The organism is Alteromonas sp. CI.11.F.A3 (assembly GCF_032925565.1).
Taxonomy (GTDB): Bacteria; Pseudomonadota; Gammaproteobacteria; order Enterobacterales; family Alteromonadaceae; genus Alteromonas.
Genome location: NZ_CP136708.1, coordinates 1,849,342 through 1,875,826, shown reverse-complemented (window position 1 = coordinate 1,875,826; position 26,485 = coordinate 1,849,342). Strand labels below are relative to the sequence as shown.

29 protein-coding genes and 1 other annotated feature are annotated in these 26,485 nt (G+C 43.9%); of the genes, 16 read left to right on the top strand and 13 right to left on the bottom strand.

The genetic code is table 11. The features are described 5' to 3' along the window. Window positions 1-136: 136 nt before the first annotated feature. From tsaB to R1T43_RS08020, 4 genes are all read right to left on the bottom strand, one after another. On the bottom strand, window positions 137-880 hold the full coding sequence (tsaB, locus tag R1T43_RS08035) for a tRNA (adenosine(37)-N6)-threonylcarbamoyltransferase complex dimerization subunit type 1 TsaB (RefSeq protein ID WP_317354743.1): 744 nt from the start codon (window positions 878-880) through the stop codon (window positions 137-139). Between the two features lie 3 nt (window positions 881-883). After that, on the bottom strand, window positions 884-2,803 hold the full coding sequence (locus R1T43_RS08030) for an ATP-dependent DNA helicase (RefSeq protein ID WP_317354741.1): 1,920 nt from the start codon (window positions 2,801-2,803) through the stop codon (window positions 884-886). 213 nt (window positions 2,804-3,016) lie between these two features. Then, window positions 3,017-4,357 (bottom strand): alpha-amylase family glycosyl hydrolase, encoded by a 1,341-nt coding sequence (locus R1T43_RS08025; protein WP_317354738.1) that lies wholly within the window; start codon window positions 4,355-4,357, stop codon window positions 3,017-3,019. A gap of 104 nt (window positions 4,358-4,461) precedes the next feature. Then, window positions 4,462-5,370 carry a sulfite exporter TauE/SafE family protein gene (locus tag R1T43_RS08020; protein ID WP_317355743.1) on the bottom strand — a complete coding sequence of 303 codons (909 nt, stop codon included), beginning with the start codon at window positions 5,368-5,370 and terminating at the stop codon, window positions 4,462-4,464. A 137-nt stretch (window positions 5,371-5,507) separates the two neighbouring features. Here R1T43_RS08020 and R1T43_RS08015 point away from each other — a divergent pair, with 137 nt between their 5' ends. From R1T43_RS08015 to R1T43_RS07980, 8 genes are all read left to right on the top strand, one after another. Further along, the gene (locus R1T43_RS08015) at window positions 5,508-5,993 is read left to right on the top strand and encodes a DUF2244 domain-containing protein (RefSeq protein WP_317354735.1); all 486 of its coding nucleotides are present in this window, start codon (window positions 5,508-5,510) and stop codon (window positions 5,991-5,993) included. Between the two features lie 159 nt (window positions 5,994-6,152). Further along, window positions 6,153-6,404 (top strand): DUF6482 family protein, encoded by a 252-nt coding sequence (locus R1T43_RS08010; protein WP_129739312.1) that lies wholly within the window; start codon window positions 6,153-6,155, stop codon window positions 6,402-6,404. Between the two features lie 137 nt (window positions 6,405-6,541). Continuing rightward, on the top strand, window positions 6,542-7,426 hold the full coding sequence (locus R1T43_RS08005; protein WP_317354727.1) for a TraB/GumN family protein: 885 nt from the start codon (window positions 6,542-6,544) through the stop codon (window positions 7,424-7,426). A gap of 160 nt (window positions 7,427-7,586) precedes the next feature. Then, window positions 7,587-8,159: a YSC84-related protein gene (locus R1T43_RS08000; protein ID WP_317354724.1), complete on the top strand. Its 573-nt coding sequence runs from the start codon at window positions 7,587-7,589 to the stop codon at window positions 8,157-8,159. A 344-nt stretch (window positions 8,160-8,503) separates the two neighbouring features. Next, the gene (locus tag R1T43_RS07995; protein ID WP_317354721.1) at window positions 8,504-9,103 is read left to right on the top strand and encodes a thiamine biosynthesis protein ThiC; all 600 of its coding nucleotides are present in this window, start codon (window positions 8,504-8,506) and stop codon (window positions 9,101-9,103) included. A gap of 55 nt (window positions 9,104-9,158) precedes the next feature. Then, window positions 9,159-9,653, top strand: a complete 495-nt coding sequence (locus R1T43_RS07990; RefSeq protein ID WP_247670890.1) for an arsinothricin resistance N-acetyltransferase ArsN1 family B — start codon at window positions 9,159-9,161, stop codon at window positions 9,651-9,653. Between the two features lie 97 nt (window positions 9,654-9,750). Then, the gene (locus R1T43_RS07985) at window positions 9,751-10,044 is read left to right on the top strand and encodes a hypothetical protein (RefSeq protein WP_211072094.1); all 294 of its coding nucleotides are present in this window, start codon (window positions 9,751-9,753) and stop codon (window positions 10,042-10,044) included. A 129-nt stretch (window positions 10,045-10,173) separates the two neighbouring features. Next, window positions 10,174-10,305 (top strand): hypothetical protein, encoded by a 132-nt coding sequence (locus R1T43_RS07980; protein ID WP_317354716.1) that lies wholly within the window; start codon window positions 10,174-10,176, stop codon window positions 10,303-10,305. Between the two features lie 93 nt (window positions 10,306-10,398). On the opposite strand, the gene R1T43_RS07975 is transcribed toward R1T43_RS07980, so the two are convergent. Further along, a complete protein-coding gene (locus R1T43_RS07975; protein ID WP_317354714.1) occupies window positions 10,399-10,824 on the bottom strand; it encodes a hypothetical protein in 426 nt (141 codons plus the stop codon). 231 nt (window positions 10,825-11,055) lie between these two features. After that, window positions 11,056-11,174 (top strand) — a sequence feature (His leader region). A gap of 59 nt (window positions 11,175-11,233) precedes the next feature. Here R1T43_RS07975 and hisG point away from each other — a divergent pair. Genes hisG through hisIE form a run of 8 tightly spaced genes read left to right on the top strand, consistent with a single transcriptional unit; the run spans window position 11,234 to window position 18,410 of the window. Then, complete coding sequence (gene hisG, locus R1T43_RS07970; RefSeq protein ID WP_211072092.1) at window positions 11,234-12,136, top strand: ATP phosphoribosyltransferase; 903 nt, start codon at window positions 11,234-11,236, stop codon at window positions 12,134-12,136. Between the two features lie 13 nt (window positions 12,137-12,149). Continuing rightward, the gene (hisD, locus tag R1T43_RS07965; RefSeq protein WP_317354712.1) at window positions 12,150-13,481 is read left to right on the top strand and encodes a histidinol dehydrogenase; all 1,332 of its coding nucleotides are present in this window, start codon (window positions 12,150-12,152) and stop codon (window positions 13,479-13,481) included. After that, a complete protein-coding gene (hisC, locus tag R1T43_RS07960; protein WP_317354709.1) occupies window positions 13,481-14,557 on the top strand; it encodes a histidinol-phosphate transaminase in 1,077 nt (358 codons plus the stop codon). Before hisD ends, hisC begins: the two co-directional genes overlap by 1 nt. Then, entirely contained in the window at window positions 14,554-15,624 is a 1,071-nt protein-coding gene (hisB, locus tag R1T43_RS07955) for a bifunctional histidinol-phosphatase/imidazoleglycerol-phosphate dehydratase HisB (protein ID WP_317354706.1), read from the top strand. Before hisC ends, hisB begins: the two co-directional genes overlap by 4 nt. Beyond that, entirely contained in the window at window positions 15,624-16,268 is a 645-nt protein-coding gene (gene hisH / locus R1T43_RS07950; protein ID WP_211072089.1) for an imidazole glycerol phosphate synthase subunit HisH, read from the top strand. The genes hisB and hisH overlap by 1 nt, the downstream gene beginning before the upstream one ends. After that, window positions 16,268-17,005 (top strand): 1-(5-phosphoribosyl)-5-[(5-phosphoribosylamino)methylideneamino]imidazole-4-carboxamide isomerase, encoded by a 738-nt coding sequence (gene hisA, locus R1T43_RS07945; protein WP_317354702.1) that lies wholly within the window; start codon window positions 16,268-16,270, stop codon window positions 17,003-17,005. Before hisH ends, hisA begins: the two co-directional genes overlap by 1 nt. Next, window positions 16,987-17,796, top strand: coding sequence for an imidazole glycerol phosphate synthase subunit HisF (gene hisF, locus R1T43_RS07940; protein ID WP_211072087.1), 810 nt, complete (start codon window positions 16,987-16,989; stop codon window positions 17,794-17,796). Before hisA ends, hisF begins: the two co-directional genes overlap by 19 nt. Further along, window positions 17,793-18,410 (top strand): bifunctional phosphoribosyl-AMP cyclohydrolase/phosphoribosyl-ATP diphosphatase HisIE, encoded by a 618-nt coding sequence (gene hisIE / locus R1T43_RS07935; protein WP_317354699.1) that lies wholly within the window; start codon window positions 17,793-17,795, stop codon window positions 18,408-18,410. Before hisF ends, hisIE begins: the two co-directional genes overlap by 4 nt. Before the next feature lie 173 nt (window positions 18,411-18,583). Here the strand turns inward: hisIE and R1T43_RS07930 are convergent, their stop codons facing one another. From R1T43_RS07930 to R1T43_RS07895, 8 genes are all read right to left on the bottom strand, one after another. Beyond that, window positions 18,584-19,291: a tetratricopeptide repeat protein gene (locus R1T43_RS07930; RefSeq protein ID WP_317354697.1), complete on the bottom strand. Its 708-nt coding sequence runs from the start codon at window positions 19,289-19,291 to the stop codon at window positions 18,584-18,586. Between the two features lie 13 nt (window positions 19,292-19,304). Beyond that, window positions 19,305-20,147: an SDR family oxidoreductase gene (locus R1T43_RS07925; RefSeq protein ID WP_317354696.1), complete on the bottom strand. Its 843-nt coding sequence runs from the start codon at window positions 20,145-20,147 to the stop codon at window positions 19,305-19,307. A 46-nt stretch (window positions 20,148-20,193) separates the two neighbouring features. Continuing rightward, window positions 20,194-20,874: an iron-containing redox enzyme family protein gene (locus R1T43_RS07920; RefSeq protein WP_317354694.1), complete on the bottom strand. Its 681-nt coding sequence runs from the start codon at window positions 20,872-20,874 to the stop codon at window positions 20,194-20,196. Beyond that, complete coding sequence (locus R1T43_RS07915; RefSeq protein ID WP_317354691.1) at window positions 20,874-22,382, bottom strand: AMP-binding protein; 1,509 nt, start codon at window positions 22,380-22,382, stop codon at window positions 20,874-20,876. Before R1T43_RS07915 ends, R1T43_RS07920 begins: the two co-directional genes overlap by 1 nt. Then, window positions 22,372-23,124, bottom strand: coding sequence for a thermostable hemolysin (locus R1T43_RS07910; protein ID WP_317354688.1), 753 nt, complete (start codon window positions 23,122-23,124; stop codon window positions 22,372-22,374). The genes R1T43_RS07915 and R1T43_RS07910 overlap by 11 nt, the downstream gene beginning before the upstream one ends. Window positions 23,125-23,319: 195 nt before the next feature. Continuing rightward, window positions 23,320-25,011 (bottom strand): glycosyltransferase family 39 protein, encoded by a 1,692-nt coding sequence (locus R1T43_RS07905; protein ID WP_317354685.1) that lies wholly within the window; start codon window positions 25,009-25,011, stop codon window positions 23,320-23,322. Then, window positions 25,011-25,700 (bottom strand): VTT domain-containing protein, encoded by a 690-nt coding sequence (locus R1T43_RS07900; RefSeq protein WP_317354683.1) that lies wholly within the window; start codon window positions 25,698-25,700, stop codon window positions 25,011-25,013. Before R1T43_RS07900 ends, R1T43_RS07905 begins: the two co-directional genes overlap by 1 nt. Beyond that, the gene (locus R1T43_RS07895; protein ID WP_317354680.1) at window positions 25,690-26,427 is read right to left on the bottom strand and encodes a glycosyltransferase family 2 protein; all 738 of its coding nucleotides are present in this window, start codon (window positions 26,425-26,427) and stop codon (window positions 25,690-25,692) included. Before R1T43_RS07895 ends, R1T43_RS07900 begins: the two co-directional genes overlap by 11 nt. Between the last annotated feature and the right edge of the window lie 58 nt (window positions 26,428-26,485).

The following is a 26,485-nucleotide window of genomic DNA, read 5'->3' as shown; positions in this document are numbered from 1 at the left end:
CGCGCCCAGATACTGCAACGCTTACCTGCTCACTCGAGAGCCTAGCTCTAAATCTTGATTTACATGTCACACTATATTCTGCAGTTAATGGCGCAGCAGGCGCTTAAAAAGGTGTTCAGGCCTGAGGTTTATACTCTTATTCGCGGCCAGGTAACTTTTTCCACGTCACTTTGTCACGCAAATAAACAGGTTTTACATCACTAGCCACTTGTACATCGCCTTCCTGCGCTCGTTGCTCAGCAAGAGGCAACATATAAACCGCGTCAGGAAATTGAATAGACACCTCATGATCTTCAGGCAGCAATGCCTCAAGTGCCGGATAAGCCAGCCAGCCTGTACCAACAGGCTCAAATTCACCCGTAGCCTCACCTTCATTAGAAACTATTGTGTCATTGATATGCGCTACGGCTATTTCAGGAGGGCACACTTGCTCAGCAACCACTTCCCCCAATGAGCCATTTTCAGATTTGTAGATGGCAAAATAAACCTCGCCCATGCGAGCATCGGTAGCACACACAACCCATGAAGCTTGCTTGGTTTCCGTTTGCCTAGTTTTCGTCGGCTTAGCTGTTAGCGCTTGTTGCGCCATGGCGGCTAAGGTGCTTACGCCAGCTACCTTTAAACCACTGCCAAGGGCTAAACCTTGAATCATACCAGTGGCAATACGCACGCCGGTAAAGCTGCCTGGGCCTCGACCAAATGCCAGTAAGTCTAAATCGGCCAGTACAAGCTCTGCGTCTTTTAACACTTCATCCAACATAGGCAGTAAACGCTGACTATGTTGCTGTGGGCAAATTTCAAAACGAGATACAATACCGTTGCCTGTATTAAGTGCTACTGAACAGGCCTCTGTTGCCGTGTCTATGGCTAAAATTTTCATTCTTTACTCTTCATCAATTTTTGCAAGGAAAGACTCTACTTCGTCTAAACTGCGGGTTCTGCGCATATTCGGCAAGCTACCTATAAAAGTTTTCGCATAGGGTTTGGTCACTAAACGATTATCGCAAATAACCAATACTCCTTTATCGGTAGGGTCGCGAATTAAGCGCCCAGCACCTTGCTTTAAAGCAATGACGGCTTGGGGTATTTGAATAACGCCAAAGGGGTTTGCGCCGCGCTTTTTAACGTCGTCCATTCGGGCTTGTAATAGCGGATCATCTGGTGATGCGAATGGCAGTTTATCTATCATGACGCACACCAAGTCATTCCCTCGCACATCCACCCCTTCCCAAAAAGCGCCCGTGCCCATTAATACCGCTTTTTCGTCAGCCAAGTAGGCATCTAATAGTGCCTGCTTGGTGGTCGTGCCTTGTACTAATAATGGGTTGTCGATTTCATCTTCCAGCTTACCAGCAATTTCACGCAGCATGGCGTGGCTGGTAAACAACAAAAAGCACCGGCCTTTACTGGCTTTAATCAATCTTTTGGCCGTATTCAACAAGGTTTCCCGCATAGAAAAACTGTTCGGCTCGGGCAAATAACGAGGTACACACAACATGGCTTGTTCGGGGTAGTTAAAAGGGCTATCTAAGCCTAATGTTCTTGAGTCTTCTAATCCCATTCGGCGCTGAAAATGCTCAAAGCCACCGTTAACCATTAGTGTTGCAGAGGTAAAAACCCAACCGCGAGGAGGCGATGCCACAAAACGGCGGAACTTAGCAGCAATCGATAACGGCGTTAAATGCATAATTAAGTGGCGAGTGGTGGTTTCATACCACAAGCTCACATTTTCTTGCTTCTCATCACTTAACGAGTCGAGTTGTTCCCTCACCGACACAATTCTCTCGTACAGATTATCTAAATCTTTATCGCGACCAATATGCAGCTTACACACTTCATGCAGTACCCCTAGCGCCTCTGCTAGTTTACCTACTTCTAAGCGCACTTCGTCACGCATCAAGGCTTCAGCCCAGTTTCCTCGTTGGGTAGTATCGGGGAACAACAAGCGTAAATCGGCAGCAATCATGCGGCATTTATCTGCTGCTTTGTCTAATTGTGCCGCGTCTTTTAAAACGGTTCTAAAAATGAGGGTAATATCTTTGGCTAAATCTTGAATTTGGCGAGTAGAAAGCGATTCACCAAAGTAGTCTGCGGCAATATCGGGAATTTGATGGGCTTCATCGAATATAATGGCGTCAGCTTCTGGGATAAGCTCACCGAACCCGGTATCTTTTAGTGCCATGTCAGCGAAAAACAAGTGGTGATTTACCACGATAATATCGGCATCCAACGCTTTACGCCGTGCCTTAACCAAATAACACTCTTCATAATCGGGGCAGTCGCGCCCAAGGCAGTTATCTACCGTAGATGTAACCAATGGCAACACTCGCGCATCCTCAGGCAAACTTTTTAACTCGCCCATGTCGCCAGTTTTTGTGGTGGTAGACCACAGCTTCACTTCTGAGAGTTGCCCTAACACCTCTTTTTCCACTAACGTGGAGTTACCGCCATGTTGTTCTAGCCGGTGTAGGCAAAGGTAATTAGCACGGCCTTTCAACAACGCCGTTTTACGCCTACTGCTAAGGGCTTTTTTCACCAAAGGTAAATCGCGATGAAATAGCTGCTCTTGCAGGTTTTTGGTTCCCGTCGACACTATCGCTTTGCCTTCCGCTAACAGCGCTGGGGCAAGATAAGCGAAGGTTTTCCCTGTACCTGTACCGGCTTCCACCACTAGGCTGCCGGTTTCATCAATGGCTTCTTTTACCGCTTGCGCCATTTCAGTCTGCGCTTCTCGGGGAACAAAGCCATTGATGGTTTTAGCAAGTAAACCCGTGGAAGAAAAGATGTCATCGATAGTTGGCATAGTGTACTTAACGTAAAAGTGAAGATTTGGCCGCTAGGCCACAAAGCGGTGCATTATGCCAAAGTTTTTCGAAAAATGGTTAGTATTCGCGAAAATTCCATACCGAATGACAGATTTAATGCCCCTCTGAAGCCGACGGTTCAAACACTCGCAATTCATACTTATTGTCACATCCATCAAGAAGTAATAGCGTGTTAGCCATACTCATACCGATTAACGAGCACTAATCCATACCTGATAACCCCACGAGCCAATTTGCACAGGCTTCTCGATATGTAAGTGTTCTGGTTCGCTTATTGGCTCGTGATGGGAGGTATTTGAATCAAGCGTACACTTAGAATAAGTGCCATTCAGTATGGGGTCGTTAAAAGTAACGTTGCATTGGGAGCTGGAAAAATTGATGATAACTAATACTTTATTGTGTTCATCCATTCTCACAAAGCTAAATACCTGTGACATACAGTTACTAGGTACCTGAATCATACGGGCACCAAATTCGCCATTGCCTAAAGCAGGGATGGATTTTTTTATCTTAATTAAGGCTTTGTACAAATCACCGATACAGTGAGGTTGCCATTCAATAGGGTCACGTTCAAAAAACGCTAAACGCTTTGTTTCCCCTGCCTCTTGGCCATTATGAATTAGTGGCATACCTTCACCTAAAACAGATAACACGATAGCGCCTTCTAGGGCATTACCAAACTGTTCACGTTGGGTACCATCCCACGCATTTTTATCGTGGTTGCTTACAAAGGTCATTCGATAAGCACTGTGCGGCCACGCTCGCTCATTCCATGAATAGTATTTTCTTAACCTGTCGAGAGAACATCGTCCATGGGCGAGCTCGTGCATGGTTTCATTCCAGCTCCATGCATAGGTCATGTTAAAAGCAGTTTCGTGTAAATCGCGATTTTCCCACTCGGCTAACATAAATACCGGCTTTATCGCATCCAAGGCAACACGCGCTTGATGCCAAAAGTCGTTTGGAACATAACCCGCGACATCACATCGAAAACCGTCAATATCAAAGCGTTCTACCCAATAGCGCATGGCGTTAATCATATACTCACGTAGCGCAGGCTCGTCGTAATCAAACTCGATAATATCTGACCAATCCCACCAAGGAGACGGGCGAAATTCACCGTGATGATCTCTTGCATACCAATGCGGATGCGTGTCGACTAAAGGGTTGTCCCAAGCACTATGATTAGGCACCCAGTCTAAAATAACTTTCAAATTCCGTTTGTGCGCCTCTTTTACCAACTCTTTAAAGTCGTCTGCATTACCAAATTCAGGGTTTATGCCTAAGTAGTCTTTCACCGCATAGGGGCTACCAAGCTCACCTTTGCGATTTTTTTCACCAATAGGATGGATAGGCATAAGCCAGAGAATATCGGCACCTAAATCACAAATGTGACTTAAGCTATTTGTCACTTCTTTGAATGTACCAGATACAGAAAACTGGCGAGTATTTACCTGGTATATAACGGCATGTTTCGACCATTCAGGCTGCGTTACACGATAAATTTTCTTAGGGGTTGTCTGATATGTCATCCATACTTCCTTTTTGACAAACGATTCCTGTTTAAAACTATGCATTCAAAAAGTTAGCTCTTTAAAACTGAGATCTTTAAAAACGGACTCTTTAAACTGAGCAGTTAGAAAATAGGCAAACCAGATACGCCGAGCAAGAGCACCCAAGTGCCAAAGAAAAGCTTAAGTTTTTGGGGTGAAAAAGCCAACACAACAAACTTGGCTAGCATGCCACCAATTATTGCGCCTGCGCCTGCAAATATCACTACGTCCCAAACTACGGCATGGGTTACTAACACGTGATAAATCACAGCGCCCCATACGGTGAAGGCTGATAAGATGACAGCAGCGGCGATGGCCATAGTGACATTGAACCCTCTGATAATGAGATAGACAGCCACCAGCTCACCCACCCCCACCGAAAGCCAAGCGGTAACAATTCCACCAAAAAAAGATACCAATGGCAGCGCCACAATATCAAATTGATTAGCGTCTTGTTTTAAGGCAACCCGTTTTAAAAAAGGAATAGAGGCAAAAATAGCCACGGCAAGCAATATAGAAAACGCGCCAAACCCCAAGTGAATTTGTTCTATTCCCCCTTTAAAAGGTGAAAGAGCAGTAAACGTATCTGGCCCAAACTGCGCAAGCCAGACGCCGCACAGTGACGCTGGTACGCTTAGCAATAAGCTTGTAGGTAACGCGCACCATTGACTATCGGTTTGATGATGACGGCATTTGTAACGCCACCACGTAATAGCGCCCGCGGTCATGCCGCAGCATTGAATAGCGAAACTGGTAGCCACCACGCTTTGAGATGAAAACTGTAAGTGGTTAAAGAAAGGAACAAACACCACGCCCCCACCCGCACCGGTAGCGTTTGCGAAAATAGCGCCAATGATGCCAAGCAAACTAAAAAGGCTATTCTCGGCGATGAGCACTAGCGGCGTGGACTGAGAAAAAATCACCACTATCCACAGTACAAGCAAAAGAATTTTAAATGGGCTTTTTATTACCCACTGCAATAAGCGATTCAACACATTCCCCCTCAAATGGCGCATAGAGATGAAACTCTCGTGTACGGCTAGTGCTTTTATTTAAACAAATCACGACGGCAAAATGCCCAATGCCTACTAATATTACTAGGTAGTCACCGTTTTATCCTTTGAACTTTATGTTAGAAACCATTTCACTCCAAGGTAAGAGGAGGTTAAGGCTTACGCCTAACCGTTCAGCCAGCTGGCAAGATACTAAATGGCTGATGTTGATATTTGCCGTTGCTGTATTCACTATCGCTATTGGTTGGGCGGTGGTGGGAGTGTGGGTGATTTTACCCTTTGCTGGCATAGAAGTCGTATTGCTTATTTTTATCATGTACCAGGTTTCCCGCAGTACGTACCGGTGGGAAACCCTTGATATTGAGCCCCACAAGATTCACTTTTGTACCCGCCACCGCACACTCTCTTTCACTCGTCCGTCAGCGCATATTGTATTTACCGAATCTGAAAACGATTGGCACCTTCCCATCGTCACCTTGGTGGATGATGAACAACGTATTGTCTTGGGAGCGTTCCTTAATCTTGAAGATCGCGCATTACTGAAAGAAACACTCGATAACGAAGGCATCATGGTATGCCGTAATCATTGGTGGAAAACGTAGCCTTGGTTCTTACTTTTTGCAGTCTAGCTTGTGCGTGCTGCTTTCGTTTAGCGCTAGCTTTAGTGAATTGAAGCAAAGTTTAAATTAAATTTAATATCCGTTTTTCTGCCTATGAACTACAAATAGTAATGTCTACTCGTGTTATATCGGAGAACAACTATGAATCTGTACATAGAGTCAATTGAAGGCGGTAGTTATTTAGCGGCAACAGGACTAGGTGCATCTCGCACGTTAGTAAGAGACAAAACGTCTCGGCCAAAAACTTTTCATTGTCTAAATGAGATTAAAGACCACTTTAATTCTGAGGAGTTTGAACATGTATGGCTGCGTCAATCCACCCCTTACGAGGAAATGGTAGGTCAGTCACAGATTCCAGATGCGTTGGAACTCGAAATTGATTGGCATCGATAGTTAGCTCTTTTTAATAGCTCTCTATTTAACTGTCCATCGATCAACGGCTTTGTTGTGAGCTGTACTGGGTAAATAGTCCCAGTTGAATAGATGTAACTTACTCGGTAAAGTGGCTGATTATCATCTAACAGGACAATATGATGAAGTTCAGCCCCCGTGCTTTTAGCTTAGCGCTTTTACTTACAACTTGTGTAGTAGGGCTCACCACGCCTGCCTTTTCAGCTTCGGTTTTCAAGGTGAGTAACGGCGAAAACACTCTCTATATTGGCGGTACACTTCACCTACTTAGCGAAAGTGATTACCCTCTTCCAAATGCCTACGACACGGCTTACCAACATTCAGAAACGTTAGTGTTTGAAACAGACTTAGACGCCTTAGAAACACAAGAATTTGCGCAGTCTATGATGAAAAAGCTAACTTATACCCAAGGTAACAGCCTTGCTGATGATCTTTCAGAAAAAACCATAGCCAATTTATCAGCACACATGGAAGCGCGTGGTTTATCACTGTCTAACTTTATGATGTATAAGCCTGCATTTTTGAGTATTACCTTAAGCATGATTGAACTTCAAATCATGGGGCTAACCAGTGAAGGCGTAGATAAACATTTCTTTAATCGTGGCAAAAATGACAATAAAACCATTCTTTGGTTAGAAAGCCCCGAACAGCAACTTTCGTTTATTCAGAAAATGGGTAATGGCGATGAAGATGCGTTTATTCAATACACCCTTGAAGACATTGAAACACTCCCACAGGTTTTACCAAAAATGAAATCGAGTTGGAAAGCAGGCGACATCGATAAAATGTACGAAGAAAGCATGGCCGATTTCAAGTCCGAATACCCTGATATATTCGATACACTTTTATCATCTAGAAACAAATCCTGGATGCAATTTTTAGTAGAAGCGTTGGCAACTAAGTCCACTGAATTTGTGCTAGTAGGCGCATTGCATTTGCCAGGTGAATTGGGTGTATTGAACATGCTAGAACAGCAAGGTTTCAGCGTTGAGAAGGTGCAATAGCAATTACATTTACATTCAAAACTAACCTTTGAGCACATTTTTTGCGTACTAGGATTGTAATGACACGCAATAAACGATTAAACCGACCCGCTTAGGTTTCTTTAATACCTGAGCCCAAAGTTTAGATAGTACGTTTTAAAATTGAATCAAAGGAAAAAATATGAATTTCAAAAGCTTAACTTCATTTTCGTTGGTAGGTTTAGTTTTACTGGCTGTAACTGGCTGCGCCTCAATGGGTGACGGTAGTGTTGCGGAAAAGCGACAAGCTATATTAGATATGCAGCAAAACGCCTTAGCAAGGCTATACACTGAAAAGCCAGATACCCGCTCTCAAGTGCGAGATGCAGCAGGCTACGCGGTATTCACGAATGCAAATATTAACGTCATTTTCTTTGCGGCCGGTACGGGTTACGGTGTAGTGAACAACCAAGTTACTGGCACGAAAACTTACATGAATATGGCCGAAGGCGGTGTTGGTCTTGGACTAGGTGCGAAAGACTACCGCGTTGTGATGGTTTTCCACACGCAAAAAGCCATGAACTACTTTATCGAAAATGGTTGGACAGTAGGTGGCAACGCTGATGCTGCGGCTAAAGCGGGTAACAAAGGCATGTCAGCAGAAGGCGAAGGCTATTTAGGCAATGTTACTGTGTACACCATGACTGAAAGTGGTTTAGCCCTACAAGCTACCGTGAAAGGTACCAAGTTTTGGGTAGATAAAGAACTTAACTAATTGAAACTGAGTTAACAATAATAACCTGGTGCTGACCCTTTTAAATTTTTAAAAGTTCAGCGCCAGTTTTTAAAAATCGCCCCCCCAACCTACCTGTATGTAGCAAGCTTCATATCGCAATATTACGCTTATACTCTGCTACCAATCTCGAACGTTGATTTCATTACCAAAATACAACATATTAGTACTGAGAAAATTTCAGGCTCTGCCTTCGCATCACCATTCAGCGATTATAGATCAACACGCACGCGACACCTTATTTGAAGCGTTGAACTAGGTTAACGTCTTTTAAAACATCAATAATTGACCTTGAGCAGTCTTAGACAAACACACAAAGGGAAACCATGGATTTTACAAATAAACACACGGTTAGGGTTACGTCGTATTTACTCTTTTTACTGGCCGCTACGCAGGCGATTTACACCCTACTTCGCGTGGCCGACATCGATTTTCCACGCCAGCTATTCTGGGGAACGGAAAGTATTCTTTTTACCTTCCTTATGGCATTTGCTGGCGCCGCGATGGTGCGCGCAAAACATTACCACGTAGGATGGTCTGCCATTGCATTTAGTGCAGCGCTTAACTTGGTACAAGTGAGTGTCGGTCTTACTCTGTTTACACCATTTCGCGAAGCTGCAACGCAAAACGAAAGCCTAGGGCCATTAGCGGGTGCAGTAGTGGCCTTGTCTTTCATGATCTATTACGCAGCAAAGCTCTTGCTAGGTTTTGCGGCACTTATTTTTGGCATCGCAAAAATGCAAGATGGTGCTAAGCCTTTAGGTGGAGTTACTGCGCTAGTGGGTATTGTTGCTATGCTCGCCAATGGGATATTAATTGTATTTGGCCGTAACGCCTTCTTACCTTCGGCGGTTGCTGGTGGGTTTGGTGTACTCGCAACCTTGCTTCTAGCCTTCTGTCTGATGAATGTTGCTCGCGAAGATTAAGTGAAATACGCCCTATTGTTGTTCTTTTAATGTGCTTTTACTGCTTGGAGACTTCATGATTATTAGAGATGCGGTTTTAGAAGACTCGCCCAAAATAGCTGAAATCTATAATTTCTATGTTGCTAATACCTGTATAACTTTCGAAGAAACTGAAGTTTCAAGCGAAGAAATGTCTAAGAGATTGAGGAAAGTGTCAGAATCTACCTTACCATGGATAGTTGCAGTCGAAGACGAAGCAGTTATAGGGTATGCATATGCGACTAAATGGAAAGAAAGGACGGCTTATCGTTTTTCTGTAGAGTCTACGATTTACCTTTCTAACGAAGCCCAAGGAAAAGGGTTAGGCACTGAACTATATGAAGTACTTTTAGATAAACTCAAACTTCTGGGTATCAACAGTGTAATCGGTGGTATAACGTTACCTAACTCAGCCAGCGTTGGTTTACACGAAAAATTAGGTATGAAAAAAGTGGCACATTTCCCTAAGGTCGGGTTTAAATTTGGTGAATGGTTAGATGTTGGGTATTGGCAGTTGAGCCTTCACAATTAGGGATTTAAGAAGCTTTCTTAATGTTCAAGTTCGCTATTAAGTAAATTGTGTACAAACCTAGAAGTTAAAGGTTACATAAAAAAGGGAATGGTATTTTATGAAGAAGCGTTCAAAAAGCTCTCATTTGTTTGTGCTTGCCGGGTTCAGCCTGCTATCTAGCGGCTGTCATTCAATTAATGACATGGATGATTGCTCAGCGCGAGTCTTTGAAATGCGTCAACAGGTTGTTGATGAGCAAGTGTATGAGAACGACTTATTTTTAGAGACCGACGATCCAGATCGATATAAGGGTTCTAATGGGAAAGTTAACCTTGCTCTAGATTTACTGCTTAGTGACGACGTTAAATTACCACCTCAACCACCTCGCTTACCACCAATAACCTGCGATTAATCAATTAGTCTAAAAACGCTTGATTTTTAAACTAAAGTTGAGTGCCCAGCCCCTATTTTGTAGCCACCGAAATGATAATATTTGGTTGTGAATTATGACATTCCTTCTCAACCGCTTATAGGTATTACTATGACAACGCTACTTTCTTTAAGTGCAGATGATTTATTTATCGTTACGGGTATTGCGCTTATGTTTATCAGTTATGCGTTTTTACTGCCAACTGAACTAAAGCGCGCAATTAAAAGCAGCGGCAGAAAATAATATAAGTTTACTGAATGTAATTTTGTTCTGCAGAGTTACTTTGAGGCAACATATAAGAAGTAACGGGAAGGAACCCGAAAGCCACTTGCACAGTTAAATAGTAATATCCACATGCTTAATGCCCCGCGGTAATTTAGTGCCCGTTGCATCTGCGGTATTTAATTCGCGGCTTTCAGTTTCGCCCAATTGCTGCCCTATTGATTTGTCGTCTTGCTTGTTTTTTTGCTTGAGTTCTTGTGTATTAGCTTGACTGTCTTCTTGTTGAAGACTCTCTTGTTGACGATCCCCTTGTTGGCGACTCTCTTGTTCGCTCGGGTGTTCATTCTTTTCGTTGTTTTGCTCGTGCCGTTCACGCTGTTCCATTTCATCAACGATATGCACTTCATCGTGCTGCTCTTTTTCATCGTGATTGAGCGCTTCTGACTTTTCGCTGCGCGCCACTTTTTTTACCCGGTTATCAGTTTCGATGGGCACTTTGGTGTTGCGCGGTAAAATGGAAAAAATTAGGTCATTACTCATGGCTACCCCAACCCGTTAGGGTCAATTCTGTGATATTTCATCCCGTACATTAACTAATAGGGAAAACGATCACATTGGCTCAGATCAAAAAGTTTTACTATATACATATTTATTTAGACTCAAACTGCAAAAAGAGTTCACTTTCGCCTTGCAAATCTGGGGGCAAACCGTTAATGTTTCAGCCGTTCAAAAATAGGTTTAAATAAATTAAATGATTAACTGCGCTGTAAAACATCACCACCATCATAAAGCATAGCCTTTCAGGTTCGTGCTGGAAGGTCTATTATTCCTTTCAGTGGCGCAGATAGAAAAAATTCTCGACCCCCGGAAGGAAACTTCCGGGGGTTTTTCGTTTTAGGCGTAATCGTTAAGACAGTAAAAAGTAGTACAACGTGTAAGGAACGTTTCAATGAGTAACAGCAAAAGACTTCGAATTGCCATACAGAAATCAGGCCGTTTAAGCGATGACAGCATCGCACTACTTAAGGCTATTGGCATAAAATTGAACATTCGTGATCGCCTGCTGATTGCGCATTCTACCAACGAGCCTATCGATTTGTTACGTGTTCGCGATGACGACATTCCAGGATTAGTGATGGACGGCGTAGCCGACCTTGGCTTCATTGGCGAAAACGAGCTTGAAGAAAAAATGTTAGAACGCAAAGCGGCTAACAAGCCTTCTGATTATGAAGTATTGCGTCGTTTAGACTACGGCGGTTGTCGCTTGTCTATCGCCGTTCCTACTGAAATGGATTACACCAACATTCAGTCTTTGGAAGGCAAGAAAGTGGCTACCACTTACCCATTCCTTTTAGAGCGTTATTTTGCAGAGCAAAAAATTAACGCCAAAGCAGTCATGCTTACCGGTTCGGTTGAAGTTGCACCTCGTGCAGGTGTTGCCGATGCAATTTGTGATTTGGTATCCACAGGCGCAACCCTTGAAGCTAACGGCTTGGTTGAAGAAGATGTCATCTTCCGCTCTAAAGCAGTGTTAATTCAACGCGCCGACGGCAACATGAGCGATGAAAAGCAAACCCTTATCAACCGACTAATGCCTCGTGTAGACGGTGTATTGCTAGCGAAAGAAAGCAAGTACATCATGCTTCACGCACCAAAAGCTTACCTAGAACAAGTGAAAAGCTTGTTACCGGGCGCGGAAAACCCAACCGTATTGCCTTTGTCTGGCAATGAAGAGCATGTGGCTATTCATGTTGTTTCTACTGAGACCCTATTTTGGGAAACGATGGAAAAACTAAAAGCATTAGGCTGCTCTTCAATATTAGTAATGCCTATCGAAAAAATGATGGGCTAAAAGGCAAAAGATTATGATTATCTGGTCATCTCTATCAAAGCTTGAGAAAAAAACAGCGCTTTCGCGCCCGGCTATGGCCAATAGCCAACAGTTAAAACAAACCGTGGGCGAGATTATCGCTAGCGTAGAAAGTGAAGGCGATGCAGCCGTTATCAACTTCACTCGTAAGTTTGATTGCCCTGATTTGCAATCGCTGGTGTTATCGCAAGAAAACATCGACACGTTAGCAAGCTCGGTTACCGCAGAAGTGGCTGGCGCTATTGATATTGCATTTAACAATATTAAAGCGTTTCACGATGCGCAGTTGCCAAGTGATATTGCCCTAACTACTACACCTGGTGTGAACTGCGAATTGCGCTTCACGCCGCTAGATGCAGTAGGTTTGTATATTCCAGGTGGCAGTGCTCCTTTGCCTTCTACGGTATTGATGTTAGGTGTGCCTGCACTAGTAGCAGGTTGTGAAAACAAACTGCTTTGTACGCCACCAAACAAGCAAGGCTTAATTGCCCCTGAAATTGCGTATGCCGCAAGAAAATGCGGCATTGAAGCCATATATCTTTGTGGCGGTGCACAGGCCATTGCAGCCATGGCACTAGGTACAGACTCTATACCGCAAGTCGATAAAATATTTGGCCCAGGTAATAGTTTTGTGACTGAAGCCAAACAGCAGGTAAGTTTACGTGCTGATGGTGCGGCAATTGATATGCCAGCAGGCCCATCTGAAGTATTGGTATTAGCAGATGAATTTGCCGATGCTGAATTTGTTGCCTCAGACTTACTTTCTCAAGCAGAGCATGGCCCAGATTCTCAAGCCATTTTAGTGTCTAACAGCGAAACGTTAATTGAGGCAGCAAAAGCAGCGGTTGAACGTCAATTGTCTACGCTTTCACGTGCTGATATTGCTCGCCCTGCAATGGAGAATGCCCGCTATATTTTGGCTGACTCAGTAGACGACGCCATTTTAGTAAGCAATGCCTATGCGCCTGAACACTTAATTGTACAAATTGAAGATGCTCGCAGCTTACTGCCGAAAATCAAATACGCAGGTTCAATATTCTTAGGCCCTTGGTCACCCGAATCAGCCGGTGATTATGCCTCGGGTACAAACCACGTATTACCTACTTACGGTTATGCGAAGAACTATTCTAGCTTGGGTTTGCTCGACTTTATGCGCCGTTACACCATTCAAGAATTATCAGCCGATGGCATGCGCAATTTAGGCCCCGCTATTATGGCCTTAGCCAGCGCTGAAGGCCTAGATGCACACGAACAAGCCGTAGCACTGCGTATGCAAAAATTAGGTATGCAAAAACAAGCAAACGTTAGCGATAAGGGAGATTCATAATGTCTACTCTTATCAATAATCTCATTAACGATAACTTGGTGCCATTGAAGCCCTACGAGTCGGCAAGGCGTTTATATTCAGGCGGCCAAGATTGGCTAAATGCAAACGAATCACCCTATGCCAATGAGTATGAAATAGATGCAAGTAACTTTAATCGTTACCCGTCATGTCAGCCTTCATCGGTAGTAGAAAGCTATGCAGCTTACGCAGGCATCGATACTTCACAATTGATTGTTACCCGTGGTGCAGACGAAGGTATTGAATTACTAATTCGTACTTTCTGCACCCCAGGCAAAGATAATATAGTGATTTGCCCGCCTACCTACGGCATGTACGCAATTAGCGCAGAAACCTGTGATGTCGGTATTACAACGGTGCCACTTAACAGCGATTTTAGCCTAGACGTTGATGGAGTATGCGCAATTGATAACGCTAATGTTATCTTTATTTGTGCACCGAACAACCCAACGGGTACACAGGTTGCCAGAGAAGACATTCGTAAGGTCCTCACACACTTTACCGACAAAGCTTTAGTGGTGGTAGACGAAGCCTATATTGAGTTTGACGCTGATAATACGTGGGCAAATGAAATAGCGGATTACCCTAACCTAGTAGTATTGCGTACACTTTCAAAAGCCTTTGCGCTAGCGGGACTTCGCTGCGGGTTCACGTTAGCCCAAGCGCCAGTTATTCAAGCCCTACTAAAAGTGATTGCACCCTATCCTATTGCAGAGCCTGTTGCACAAATTGCTGCACAAGCGTTATCTACTGATTCACTGACATTAATTCAGTTGCAGGTAGATACCATCAATAGAGAGAAAGACCTATTGGCAGCGGCCCTTGCTGATATCGACGGCTTTGAATTAGTAGGCGATAGAAAAGCTAACTTTGTGCTATTTCGCTACGAGAAAGCCAGCGAGCTAATGCAATATTTAGTGAGCAAAGGGTTATTAATACGCGACCAATCTAAACAGCTTAACCTTACAAATTGCTTGCGAGTAAGCATTGGTACTGAAGAACAAAACCAGCGTTTATTGCAACTGATCAACGAATTTAAAAAGGAGCTAGCGGCATGAGTCAGCAAGCCATTTTATTTATCGACCGCGACGGCACGTTAGTAGAAGAGCCGCCAGTAGATAAACAGCTAGACAGTTTAGAGAAGCTGGTTTTCGAGCCAAATGTTATTCCTGTGCTATTAAAACTAAAAGCAGCAGGCTTTAAGTTTGTGATGGTCACCAACCAAGACGGTTTAGGCACAGATAGCTTTCCTCAGGCAGATTTTGATGCGCCTCACAATGCTATGATGGCCATATTCAAAAGCCAAGGCATTACGTTTGACGACGTGCTTATTTGCCCGCATTTTGAAGAAGATAACTGCACGTGCCGTAAGCCTAAATTAGGGCTAGTAAAAGACTACCTTCAACAAGGTAAAGTGGATTTCACTCGCTCATACGTTATTGGCGATCGCATGACTGACATGCAACTTGCCGAGAACATGGGTATTAAAGGGTTGCAATATAACCCTGAAACCTTGAACTGGGACCACATTCAAAAAATCTTATTGTCGTCTTCACGTATTGCTGAAGTTATCCGCACTACCTCGGAAACCGATATTAAAGTGCGCGTAGATTTAGACTCTACCGAAAAGTCACACATTCACACTGGCTTAGGTTTCTTCGATCACATGCTAGACCAAATTGCGACCCACGGTGGTTTTGAATTAAACGTGACCGTAGATGGCGATTTGCACATAGATGACCACCACAGTGTGGAAGACACCGCACTGGCATTAGGTGAAGCCCTTAAGAAAGCCCTAGGTGATAAACGTGGTATTGGCCGTTTTGGCTTTGCTCTGCCTATGGATGAGTGCCGCGCTGAATGTATCATGGATATCTCAAACCGCCCTCACCTTAAATTCGAGGCCGATTTTAGTCGCGACCAAGTGGGCGAAATGGCCACTGAAATGGTGCCGCATTTTTTCTACTCATTGGCGCAAAGCATGGGGCTGTCGCTTCATCTTTCCACCAGCGAAGGGAATGCTCACCACCAGGTAGAAAGTTTATTCAAAGTATTTGGCCGTGCGTTACGTCAAGCCATTACGCGACAAGGCGATGCATTACCTAGCAGTAAAGGAGCGCTTTAATGCCTGACATACAAAAATCGCAAAGACAGAAAATTGTCATTGTGAACACAGGCTGCGCAAATATTTCATCGGTTCGCTTTGCGCTAGAGCGTTTAGGTGTAACCGTTGAAGTATCTGACGACAAAGATGTGATCACCCGCGCTGACAAAGTCTTTTTACCTGGTGTAGGTACTGCCGCTGCTGCCATGGCAAGCATTACGCAAAAAGACTTATCAAGCACATTGCAAAGCCTTACCCAGCCTGTATTAGGCGTGTGCTTAGGTATGCAATTGATGGTAGAAAGTAGTGCTGAAGGTAGCTTAGAGAACCGCCTAGGAGACACGCAGGATGATATTCCTTGCTTGTCACTCATGCCTGGTCGTGTGGCGCGTATGGAAGCGAATGGCTTGCGTTTACCGCACATGGGTTGGAACACGGTTTCTCATAACGACGACACCTTGTTTAAAGGCATTCCGCAAGATACCTATTTCTATTTTGTGCACAGCTTTGCCGTACCAGAGTACGCCCATACGCTAGCTAGCTGTAATTACGGAAACCCGTTTTCAGCGGCCATTAACAAAGACAACTTCTTTGGCGTGCAATTTCACCCTGAACGTTCCAGCGATGCTGGTGCGCAACTACTGACTAACTTTGTGAACCTATAATGATTATTCCAGCAATTGATCTTATCGATGGCAGCGTAGTGCGTTTGTATCAGGGCGACTACGAGCAAAAAACAAAATACGAATTTGACCCAGTAGACGTGGTAAACGACTACGCAGACCAAGGCGCTACTTGGTTACACATTGTTGATTTAACTGGCGCGAAAGATACTAGTAAACGCCAACTTACCTTGATTAAATCAATGGTAGATACCAAGCGCATGCAGTTTCAAGCGGGCGGCGGTATTCGTAGCGAAGAAGAAGTAGCCCAATTACTCGATATCGGTGTAAGCCGTGTGGTAATTGGTTCACTGGCCGTTAAACAGCCTGAACTGGTGAAATCCTGGGTGACCAAATACGGTGCCGAGCATATCGTATTGGCCTTAGATATTAACATTAGTGAAAATGGCGAAAAGTTAATTGCCACTCACGGATGGCAGGAGAATTCAGGGGTAGCCCTGGAAGACTTGCTAAACGACTTTGCATCGGTAGGCGCTAAACATGTGCTTTGCACCGACATTAGCCGTGACGGTACGCTACAAGGTGCTAACGTAGAGCTTTACGAAGAGATGAGTGCACGCTTCCCTAATGTTAGCTGGCAAGCGTCTGGCGGCATTGGCAGCTTAAATGACATTTCAGCGTTGAAACCTACTAACGTTGGCGGCGTTATTTTAGGCCGTGCCTTACTTGAAGGTAAATTCACCGTGAAGGAGGCTATCGCATGTTGGCAAAACGCATAATTCCTTGTTTGGATGTTCGCGATGGCAAAGTGGTTAAAGGCGTTCAATTCAGAAACCACGAGATTATTGGCGACATTGTCCCCTTAGCAGAGCAATACGCAAAAGCGGGCGCTGACGAACTGGTATTTTACGATATTACTGCAAGCTCAGATGAGCGCGTGGTAGATAAAAGCTGGGTAAGTCGCATAGCACAAGTTATCGATATTCCATTTTGTGTAGCTGGCGGCATTAAAAGTATTGAAGATGCTGGGCGTATATTAGAGATGGGCGCAGATAAAATTTCAATTAACTCCCCTGCCCTTAATAACCCAGCATTAATTAATGCCATGCACGACGTTTACGGCCAGCAATGTGTTGTCATTGGGGTAGACAGCTTTTACAACGAGGCCACTGGCCAATACGAAGTATATAAGTTTACTGGCGATGAAAACCGTACCCAAAAGAGTCAATGGCAAACCTTAGACTGGATTAAAGAAGTACAGTCGCGTGGGGCTGGCGAAATTGTGCTTAACTGCATGAACCAAGACGGTGTACGAAAAGGCTATGACATAGCACAGTTAAGCGCGGTTCGTGAAGTATGCGAAGTACCCCTTATTGCCTCTGGCGGTGCGGGTGAAATTTCACACTTCAATGACGTATTTCAGCAAGCCGATGTTGATGGCGCATTAGCCGCTTCTGTATTCCATAAAGGCATTATTAACATTGATGACCTAAAAGCCAACTTAACCGCTAATGGCGTACCTATGCGTAAGCGTCACGCCCTACCAAACGCACAAGGAATAAAGCCATGATTGTCACTACCGAAAATAGTAACACCCTAGCATGGGAAAAAATGGACAACTTGCTTCCCGCCATTGTACAGGATGCCCTTTCAGGCAAAGTACTGATGCAGGGTTACATGAACCAAGACGCCCTAGCTACCACATTAGAGAGCGGTAAAGTGACCTTTTTCAGTCGCTCTAAGCTGCGTTTATGGCAAAAAGGTGAAACATCAGGCAATACGCTAGATTTGGTGAGCGTAGCCGCTGATTGCGATTTCGACTCGCTATTAGTATTAGCACATCCTAACGGCCCAACGTGCCACACTGGCGTTGAAAGCTGCTGGTTCAAGGGTAATACCCCAAGCTTTACTTTTCTAGCTGATTTAGAGCGCTTATTAGCTGCCCGAAAAGGCGCAGATCCGAAAAGCAGCTACACCGCCAGCTTGTACAATAAAGGCATTAAGCGTATTGCACAGAAGGTGGGTGAAGAAGGGGTGGAAACCGCACTTGCTGCTACGGTACACGACAAAGAAGAGCTTAAAAACGAAGCTGCTGATTTGTTGTATCACCTAACGGTATTGCTACAAGCTAGCGATATGTCCCTTGATGATGCCTTATCGGTATTACGTGAACGTCAAAAATAAGTGTTAAGGCTATCCGCCTTCGTTTAGTTCGACGTACTGTAATATAACGCACTAAAGAAAAGAGCAAATTACTCTCGTAATTTGCTCTTTTTATTTTAATCAACCGCGCTTTCTACTCAAGCACAGTACCAATAGTTATTTCCCCTCGCCGTGTTGTTTGGCCAATGGAAACGTTAACTCTTTTGTAGCAATTTATCTTCAAGTCGAGAAATTTCTTGTCTTCTACCTAAATCGGCAAGTGGACGATCTGTTCTAGCAGGGGCTTGACTCGCTTTTTTAACATACGCTCGAGCTTTATCGTACTCTCCGTTATCATACAAAAATTCGGCGTAGAAATAGTTTGGGTCAATACCATCAGGGTTTATTTCCAAAGCGTGCTCCAACAGCTTTTTCGCTTTTTTATCATTCCCAAAACTAATAGGCCAACTCGGTAACTTGTGATAAAGCACTCCTAAACTGGTCATGGCCGACCCTGCCAAGGCTTTTTCATCTAGTCGCATTGCATGCTCAAAATTCTTACGCGCGGCTTTAGCGTAGCTAAGCGCATCTAATCCACCTTTAGCCCCTGCTGCGCTTGATTGAATAATTCCCAGCCAAATGATCAATTCAGGGTTGCTAGGATCTTGCTGAATAAAAAGCTTCGCTTTTTCAATAAGCGGAGAAAAGGCGTTTTCTTTTTGCTTGTCCGCCAACGCATAATTGATATGCGCCCATTCATGTTGAAGCTCGGAAAGCGGAGATTGAACCGCCTGCTGGAATGACGATTTCAATGTATCGCTTGAGGATTGATTTACATCATCTTGTGCAAGTGTGTCACTCATAACGCCTAAAGATATTATAAGTAAAGCGACTTGGGTTACGGGGGTTATATTTTTCATCATGATCACTCCGGTATTAAACCAACTTGTGGGATAAGTCATTGTGTTGGACACTATCTATGTGCTGGTTCGATTCACTTTTGCTGAAAGTGTGACGTTTAATAGTGGACAGCTGTTTTGCCAACGCCTTATCTACTACGTTTGGAAAAATGGCATTTAATTTGGCAAAGCATCGCTCAGCAAAGCCAATGCTAAGCCGCGCTTTATCTTGTTCTAGCAACTTAATGAGTGCTTGAGCAACAATGTCAGGTGTATCAACTTGATTGTCCAAAGCTTGATTAAGCGCCACTACTCTTTCGTCATTAATAGCCGTAGATGTGGCTCGGGGGGCTAAATAGTGAAACCGAATATTACTGTCGTGATATTCACGATGCAGTGATTCGGTCCAGCCTTTAAGTGCAAACTTAGTCGCGCAATAGGTGCTGTGAGCAGCAAAACCAATACTGCCAAATGCAGATCCTACATTGACCACATGTGCGTTGGCTCGCAACGCTAAAAATGGAATTAACCTTTGGGTAAGTAACATCGGAGACAATAGATTCGTTGTTACCACTGACTCCACTGGCGCACTTGTAAATTCACCGACATGAGTTGTACCTGCATTGTTTACCAACATACTTATCGGTAGTCGCTCACATGCGTGAATAAGTTTCTCTCGCCCTTCGTGAAGCGAAATATCCGCAGCTAAAAAAGTATGATGATGCTTGAGGGACTTTTTTAGCTGTTTCAACTTTGCTTCATTTCTGCCAGTCAAAATAAGGTGTGCGCCTTTTTCATCAAGCACTTTGGCAAAGGCCTGCCCAATGCCACCACTTGCACCTGTGATCAGTATCACTTGATTGTGCCATTCAATATTCATAATGATTTGCCTTGAATTAACCTAAACTAAAACCGCGCTGAACGAATCATGCAATTTGCGCAATGGGATGTAAGCCATGATGAGGGGTAAGTTCGCGAAAAATATCACCATATAAGCGATAAAACATATTGGCGCTACGTATTATCAAGGCTTGCTCTTGGGGATCTGATATTTTGTTCATCAAACCCTCAAAGAAAACGATATGTTCTTGGTCGAGGCTGCCGTGTGAGGTCAGGTATCTGAAAGCAGATATTGGTAGCGATAGCTTATCCTTTATTTGTTGAGCCGCAGCATCAGCCAACGCAATGCTTGTGCCTTCAAGTACGAATACCATTCCAAAGAAATAAAGTGGGTTTTTACGTGCAATTGCGTCAAACGCATAGGCAACCATAAGCTCGGTCGCCGGAGCGGGATGGCCATGACGTGCTTGTTCTTTGTCTACTCCACATGCAGCTAGATCGTTTAGAATCCACTCTTGGTGACCCATTTCCTCTTCGATGTACTCACCAATAGCTTCACGAAGCCACTCTTTGTCTTCATCTAATTTAGCGCCGGTTGACATAAGTAGTGGCACCGTAAATTTAACGTGGTGATAGGCCTGCTGCAGGAAAGCGATATAATCATCAACCGAAAAGTCGCCACTAAAACAGCGCTGAATTATTGGCGCTTGTAGAAAATTGCTTCTAGCTTGCTCGGTACTATCTTGCAGTTGTTGATAAAAAGACATTATTTACTCTCCAGGGGTAATGTGTTGAATCGCACTTTTTTAAGCGTGTGAGAAAAACTAGATGTCGCATACAGCGCACTTATATTGCTACTGTAATAAGCGAGCACGCTGTCTCGTTTGATCTTACCCGTTTGAGTAAGTAACCCATTTTCTAATGTGAAGGGCGCAACGACCACAAAGTCCTCTACTTGTGCATAATCTGGTAGATGCTGATTAATTGATGCTGTGGCTTTGTGTAATTCATCAATTGAAATATCCGGGGACGTCGGTACTAGCAGGGCAATACAATAAGGACGTGCCTCACAGAATATAAGTACCTGTCGCAATACCCCACTCCCCATTAGTAAGGACTCAATCCATTCAGGCGATACGTTTCTGCCTGCGCTGTTAACCATAATATTTTTCTTACGCCCGCTTAGAGTCAGTACCCCGTCGGTAATTGTGCCAAGGTCTCCGGTTCTCACCTGTGTAGGATAAAAACTTTCTGGTTGATTCAAATACCCTAAAAAGTGGTTGCCGGTCACGACAATTTCGCCGTTGTCGATACTAAGTGTATTATGGCCTAGCGCTTTACCTGCAGACCCCACCATATTGCACTGTGGCGTATTCAACGTAGAGACAGAAACAGCCTCAGACAGGCCGTATCCTTCATAGACAGGTAGACCTTTCGCTCTTGCTTGAGCCAGTATAATAGGTGAAACATGCGCACCGCCCACAGCGATAAAAGTCAACGACACCGGTGGAAGCCAGCCTTTTAAGCAGGCTTGTAGAAGCATCATAAGTAATTCTGGTACTAAGATAATTGAGGTTGGCTGGACACTGTCTATGAGATCTAATAATGCCTGTGGATTCACAAGACGACTCCCCTCAAACCCTCTGGCACTCGCTGACGCAAGCTGCACAGTACCGCCATGAAATAGTGGTGCGTAAATACCCGCTATGTTTTCGAGCAATGTAGATAAAGGCAGTAAGCACAAATGGTGGACATCATCTTGATCAAAAGCGCTATCAATAGACTTTGCAACCCGCCACTGGGATTCACTAGAAAGGCATACACCTTTTGGCGTGCCTGTTGACCCCGATGTGAAGGTGATTTTATTGGTACCCGTCGGCATAAAAACTGCCGTAGAGTTTGAAACAAGGGCATAGCCAATAATGTTTAAGCTATCACTTAAAATCTCCCTCTTCGAAGAAGGAAATAACGTTAATGCTTCGCTTGTGAGTAGGTATTCACACTGACTTTCTTCGATAACATGTCGCTGCTGTGTTTCGCTGAAAAAAAGTGGAATAGGTACACAGCAAACTTGTGCTTGCTGGCACGCAAGATCACTTACCACCCAAGCAAAACTATTGTCCATAGCGATGCCTATCCGACTAACATTGTTGTTTATAATCCAATTGGCAAGTTTTGCGACTGCTTCTTTAAGTGCCGAGTACGTTAACGATTTACCTTTATGCTTCAGTGCAATGGCGTTGTCGTCACCGTTTAAATAGTGATTAAGCAACATGGGATGCTCCTTTTTGGTTACAAACTAAGGTATCGCTTAACTGCTGTTCGTTATCAGAACCAGCGATGAGCCCAATCGCTTGTAGATAATATTTACGAAGCGGTGCACTGCGCATTACATGATGAGTCACATTTCTAAGAGATAGAGTCATTACTTGCGGTGCCGTGTCGTAATACGTCCCCCAATCGTCATGATTGGACTCCAGCTTTTTAGCATCCGCGTTAGCCAAGGCAGTAAGCGAAATACCGGCGCCTTGTAGAAGTTCTTTTAGTTGTTTGGTTGCGCTAAAAACAAGGTGCTTTTTACCGACTTGAGAGAATAAAAAACACAGTGAAAGTAAAAGAGTTAGCGTGTATCTCGATGAACTACTAAATAAGTTACCCACTTCCACAATTTCGTGTCTTTTCGCACTAATTCCGTGGTGCAGCAGTACGCTTTCAATAGTGATAACGAGGTATTGCTCAATGAAGAGTACGTGGTTCATACTTCCAGTAGCACCACATCTCGCACCGACTGCAGCCTTAATTCCATTAACTTCAAGTGCAAACAACATAGGCATGAATGAAGTGATTCGCGCGTTATAGCGCGCAGCAAAGCCATTAGTAATAAAGGTTTCGATTGACTGTCTTGCTGAGTGAGTGACATTTGCAGCAACAAAAGTAAGCGGTGAGTGCAATCTTCTCTGCTGGGAAGTAAACCCATCATTGCTTAGATTAGGTGCTACCGATAAATTAAGGCTCATACATACACTCTTGTGCTCTTCGATAGTATGAGTATTGACGTGCTAGCTTAAGAGAACCTTAAGTTAATCATTGTTTTTAGTAAGGCTAGATAAAGAAATTATCACGCTAAAATACAGTGGCGGTGTAACGCAGCGCGCTACACTAACGTTTACGACCATCATATCGAACAATAATAGTCTAATGTTGTTCCCATTTTATGAACGGTAAATAGGGCCATCTGAAAGCAGTTTACATTCCACATCAGCGGCTGTTGAAGGTATAAGTAACCACTCTTCTCGATGTGCAAAGCCCAACGATACTGCCTTGTCTAAATTGACACACTGAAATAGGTAGTCTTTAGGCGCTAACAAATAGCGAATGGGCTGGGCTTTGAGCCATGCCCATGCAGTGCCATTCTCTCTATCTTTTTCAGTATGATAACCAAAGTGAGTGACGGAAAACGGAGCAAAAAGTAGGTATTGCTCTTTAAAACTGACAATACCTACATCCAAAATATCGATGTCGGGTGAAATAATATTACTTTGGGTTTGAACACGCATTAGCAACTGCGTTGGCGTGCGCAAATCATTGAGCACCCATACGCCAATTGTCGACGGAACAACAGTTGTTATCACTAACCACAAAATAAGATGTTTAGTGAAATTTATAAACTGCGTGCTCACACCCATTATTCCGACTAAGAAGAAAATAGCACCTAATGTGGTTATCATGCTTAATGTGCAGTGAAAGCGTAACATTAATGCGTTTACTGTTTGCTCGTTAAATATAAGTACAGCGGCAGCTGCGATTGCCCCTAGCGAAATCAGAAGCGTCACTGAACGCGCCAAAATACTAATAGTTTTTGAAACACCGTCACGAGACAGTAGAAGCCCTGCAATCATAGCAACAGCAGGCAGTGCAGGAAGTATATAAACACCTCGTTTCCCTGGGCTAAAACTGAAAAACGCTACCACTAACACCACCCATATCGCTAGCGAAAAGTAGGCTGGGCTCTTCATCAAAACCCGTTTAATTTGCTTTCTCTTGACTACCATCACCATAAGAGGGGGAAACCAAAACAGTGGAATAACCTCGATGGCGTAGTAATACCATGGCTCAATATGGTGCCAAGCATTTGCGTATCGCTGAGCAGTTTGCTTCAACAGAATATTAGATAAGTACTGTTGAATTATTGGATCTTGCTTATATGCGCCTAGATAAAGTACAGGTCCTAACCAAGCCAAAACTACACTCAGCATTATCAACGGCCCGAGTAATGCGCGTTTTCTCCATCTTGTGGTGGGGAGTTGCTTTTTAATGGCAAAAAAAGAAAGAGGGACTAGGAGAAAAAGCGGTAAGAAACCCACACCTTTAGTAATAATTCCCAACCCCATTGCAACCCAAGCGATAAAATAGCAACGCCAACTTTCTGCTACACAAAAATGGCGAACAAAGCCATAAACGCCAACCCAAACAAAACAAGCAACCAACGCATCTATTTGAGCAAACTTAGCTTGAATTAGAAATTGTGGGCTTATTAATAGTAGTACCATGCTCAGTATCGCTGCATTCTCATCAGCAAGAGCTCGTGATAATCGATAAGTGACTGTCAGCGTTACGAGACTTGCGATGGCATTTGGTAGAAGCATGGCAACGCTTAAACTACCAGTCAAAAGGTAGAAAAGTGCGATACTCCACATAAAAAAAGGAGGCTTATCAGGATAAATTTCGCCCCCACGCATTGGAATAAGCCATTGACCGCTTGTTACCATCTCCTTGGCAACTAAAGCAAAACGAGGCTCGTCGGGCGGCCAAGCATCGCGAAGGCCCATACCACTGAAAATAATGATAGCCGCAACAACGAAAAGTACGAAAGCGGTACGCTCGTGACGAAATATGTTTGTCACTACGCATTATCCTTACGAGTAAAGCGCATCATAGAAAGTATTAGCATAACGCTAACCACTAGACCTGCTATATGGACAGATTGCTCGAAAGCATTAATATACCGTGAGCCACTTCCGAGCATTGAAAAAAGTAAGGTTTGCGGGATAAAACCTAATGCGCTGGCCGTAATAAAGGAGGTAAAAGGTACTCGAAACGCGCCTGCAATAGCATTGGTTGCAACATTGGAACCTATTGGAAACAATCGAACCATGAGTACTGTTCGAAAGCTGTTTCGAACGAGTTTCTCACGCAGTTGTGAAAAACGGCTCGCGTAAGCATCTGATTTAATAAGTTTGGCTATGCGCTTTCTCAGAAAACGGCGAACTAATAGATAGGCTGTACTTGCAGAGACGCAGGTAAGGAATAGCGCTATTAAGCCCCCCTCAAAAGCGCCGAAGCCAACACCACAAATAAAGCTAACTGCTTGCCGGGGGACACCTAATGTCATCAATACAACAAAAGCAAACAATACTAAGAGTACTTCTTCTGTTTCACGCTCCGTTATATATGATGTTAACCAGTTTGGATCGGTGCTGTGTATGAAAACTTCACTGGTTACTTGAAGTGATAGATAACAAGCACCCCCCATCATCAATGTACCCACCAAGAAACTGAGAGTACTTCTAAAAGGAAAGCCATTACTTTTCATACGTCATTGTCTTGTTAATGGTATCGAGTCTATTGCGATACATCAGCCATCTCACGCCGAGCATATCTATAACACCGGCTAAACCTCTATTCCAGGCATTGTAATTTGACTGACCTTCAAGCCGCGCTCGGTGATTCACTGGCACACAAACTATATTGCCACCTAGACGCTTAGTAAGCGCAGGTATATACCGGTGCATATGATCAAAATAAGGGAGCAGTAAAAATGTGCTTCGTGGAAGCAGCTTTAACCCGCACCCAGAATCAGATGTATCATCTTTTAAAATCCACTGTCGTATTCGATTTGCCACTTTGGATTGAATACGTTTCCATTTCGTATCTTTCCTTTTTTGACGATGACCGATGATGCAAAAATGCACGCCACTTTCTTGTTTAGCTGTTGCTATTAATTTAGGGATATCCGCAGGATCGTTTTGACCATCAGCATCTAATGTAACCACCCACTTTCCACGAGCCGAGAGTACACCGTGATAAACAGATGTACTTTGTCCACAGCTACTAGGGTGCGTGATTATCTTGCAAGCAGGGGAAAGTGAGTCCATCAAGGAAACAAGTAATGCCGACGTGTCATCATCACTACCGTCATCGACTACGATGATTTCGGTGAGTTCAGGCGTTAATGAATTTGCAATTTCTTTTAATAAGAAAGGAAGGTTTTTCGCTTCGTTTTTTGCGGGTATTACCACACTAACTTCAATCTGGTGCATAAGGTTGATGTCTAAAAGTAACTATGCACAATACGGTAAAAAAGAAACCTTAAGAAAA

What these genes read in the sequence shown, in the direction of transcription:
- hisIE (WP_317354699.1), top strand. Translation starts at nt 17,793, where the DNA reads ATGATTGTCACTACCGAAAATAGTAACACCCTAGCATGGGAAAAAATG.
- R1T43_RS07975 (WP_317354714.1), bottom strand. Translation starts at nt 10,824, where the DNA reads ATGAGTAATGACCTAATTTTTTCCATTTTACCGCGCAACACCAAAGTG.
- R1T43_RS07895 (WP_317354680.1), bottom strand. Translation starts at nt 26,427, where the DNA reads ATGCACCAGATTGAAGTTAGTGTGGTAATACCCGCAAAAAACGAAGCG.
- R1T43_RS08000 (WP_317354724.1), top strand. Translation starts at nt 7,587, where the DNA reads ATGAATTTCAAAAGCTTAACTTCATTTTCGTTGGTAGGTTTAGTTTTA.
- hisG (WP_211072092.1), top strand. Translation starts at nt 11,234, where the DNA reads ATGAGTAACAGCAAAAGACTTCGAATTGCCATACAGAAATCAGGCCGT.
- R1T43_RS07925 (WP_317354696.1), bottom strand. Translation starts at nt 20,147, where the DNA reads ATGAATATTGAATGGCACAATCAAGTGATACTGATCACAGGTGCAAGT.
- R1T43_RS08030 (WP_317354741.1), bottom strand. Translation starts at nt 2,803, where the DNA reads ATGCCAACTATCGATGACATCTTTTCTTCCACGGGTTTACTTGCTAAA.
- R1T43_RS08015 (WP_317354735.1), top strand. Translation starts at nt 5,508, where the DNA reads ATGTTAGAAACCATTTCACTCCAAGGTAAGAGGAGGTTAAGGCTTACG.
- hisC (WP_317354709.1), top strand. Translation starts at nt 13,481, where the DNA reads ATGTCTACTCTTATCAATAATCTCATTAACGATAACTTGGTGCCATTG.
- hisH (WP_211072089.1), top strand. Translation starts at nt 15,624, where the DNA reads ATGCCTGACATACAAAAATCGCAAAGACAGAAAATTGTCATTGTGAAC.
- R1T43_RS07910 (WP_317354688.1), bottom strand. Translation starts at nt 23,124, where the DNA reads ATGAGCCTTAATTTATCGGTAGCACCTAATCTAAGCAATGATGGGTTT.
- R1T43_RS07930 (WP_317354697.1), bottom strand. Translation starts at nt 19,291, where the DNA reads ATGATGAAAAATATAACCCCCGTAACCCAAGTCGCTTTACTTATAATA.
- hisD (WP_317354712.1), top strand. Translation starts at nt 12,150, where the DNA reads ATGATTATCTGGTCATCTCTATCAAAGCTTGAGAAAAAAACAGCGCTT.
- R1T43_RS07915 (WP_317354691.1), bottom strand. Translation starts at nt 22,382, where the DNA reads ATGTTGCTTAATCACTATTTAAACGGTGACGACAACGCCATTGCACTG.
- R1T43_RS08010 (WP_129739312.1), top strand. Translation starts at nt 6,153, where the DNA reads ATGAATCTGTACATAGAGTCAATTGAAGGCGGTAGTTATTTAGCGGCA.
- hisF (WP_211072087.1), top strand. Translation starts at nt 16,987, where the DNA reads ATGTTGGCAAAACGCATAATTCCTTGTTTGGATGTTCGCGATGGCAAA.
- tsaB (WP_317354743.1), bottom strand. Translation starts at nt 880, where the DNA reads ATGAAAATTTTAGCCATAGACACGGCAACAGAGGCCTGTTCAGTAGCA.
- R1T43_RS08005 (WP_317354727.1), top strand. Translation starts at nt 6,542, where the DNA reads ATGATGAAGTTCAGCCCCCGTGCTTTTAGCTTAGCGCTTTTACTTACA.
- R1T43_RS07980 (WP_317354716.1), top strand. Translation starts at nt 10,174, where the DNA reads ATGACAACGCTACTTTCTTTAAGTGCAGATGATTTATTTATCGTTACG.
- hisA (WP_317354702.1), top strand. Translation starts at nt 16,268, where the DNA reads ATGATTATTCCAGCAATTGATCTTATCGATGGCAGCGTAGTGCGTTTG.
- hisB (WP_317354706.1), top strand. Translation starts at nt 14,554, where the DNA reads ATGAGTCAGCAAGCCATTTTATTTATCGACCGCGACGGCACGTTAGTA.
- R1T43_RS07900 (WP_317354683.1), bottom strand. Translation starts at nt 25,700, where the DNA reads ATGAAAAGTAATGGCTTTCCTTTTAGAAGTACTCTCAGTTTCTTGGTG.
- R1T43_RS07990 (WP_247670890.1), top strand. Translation starts at nt 9,159, where the DNA reads ATGATTATTAGAGATGCGGTTTTAGAAGACTCGCCCAAAATAGCTGAA.
- R1T43_RS07995 (WP_317354721.1), top strand. Translation starts at nt 8,504, where the DNA reads ATGGATTTTACAAATAAACACACGGTTAGGGTTACGTCGTATTTACTC.
- R1T43_RS07985 (WP_211072094.1), top strand. Translation starts at nt 9,751, where the DNA reads ATGAAGAAGCGTTCAAAAAGCTCTCATTTGTTTGTGCTTGCCGGGTTC.
- R1T43_RS07920 (WP_317354694.1), bottom strand. Translation starts at nt 20,874, where the DNA reads ATGTCTTTTTATCAACAACTGCAAGATAGTACCGAGCAAGCTAGAAGC.
- R1T43_RS08025 (WP_317354738.1), bottom strand. Translation starts at nt 4,357, where the DNA reads ATGACATATCAGACAACCCCTAAGAAAATTTATCGTGTAACGCAGCCT.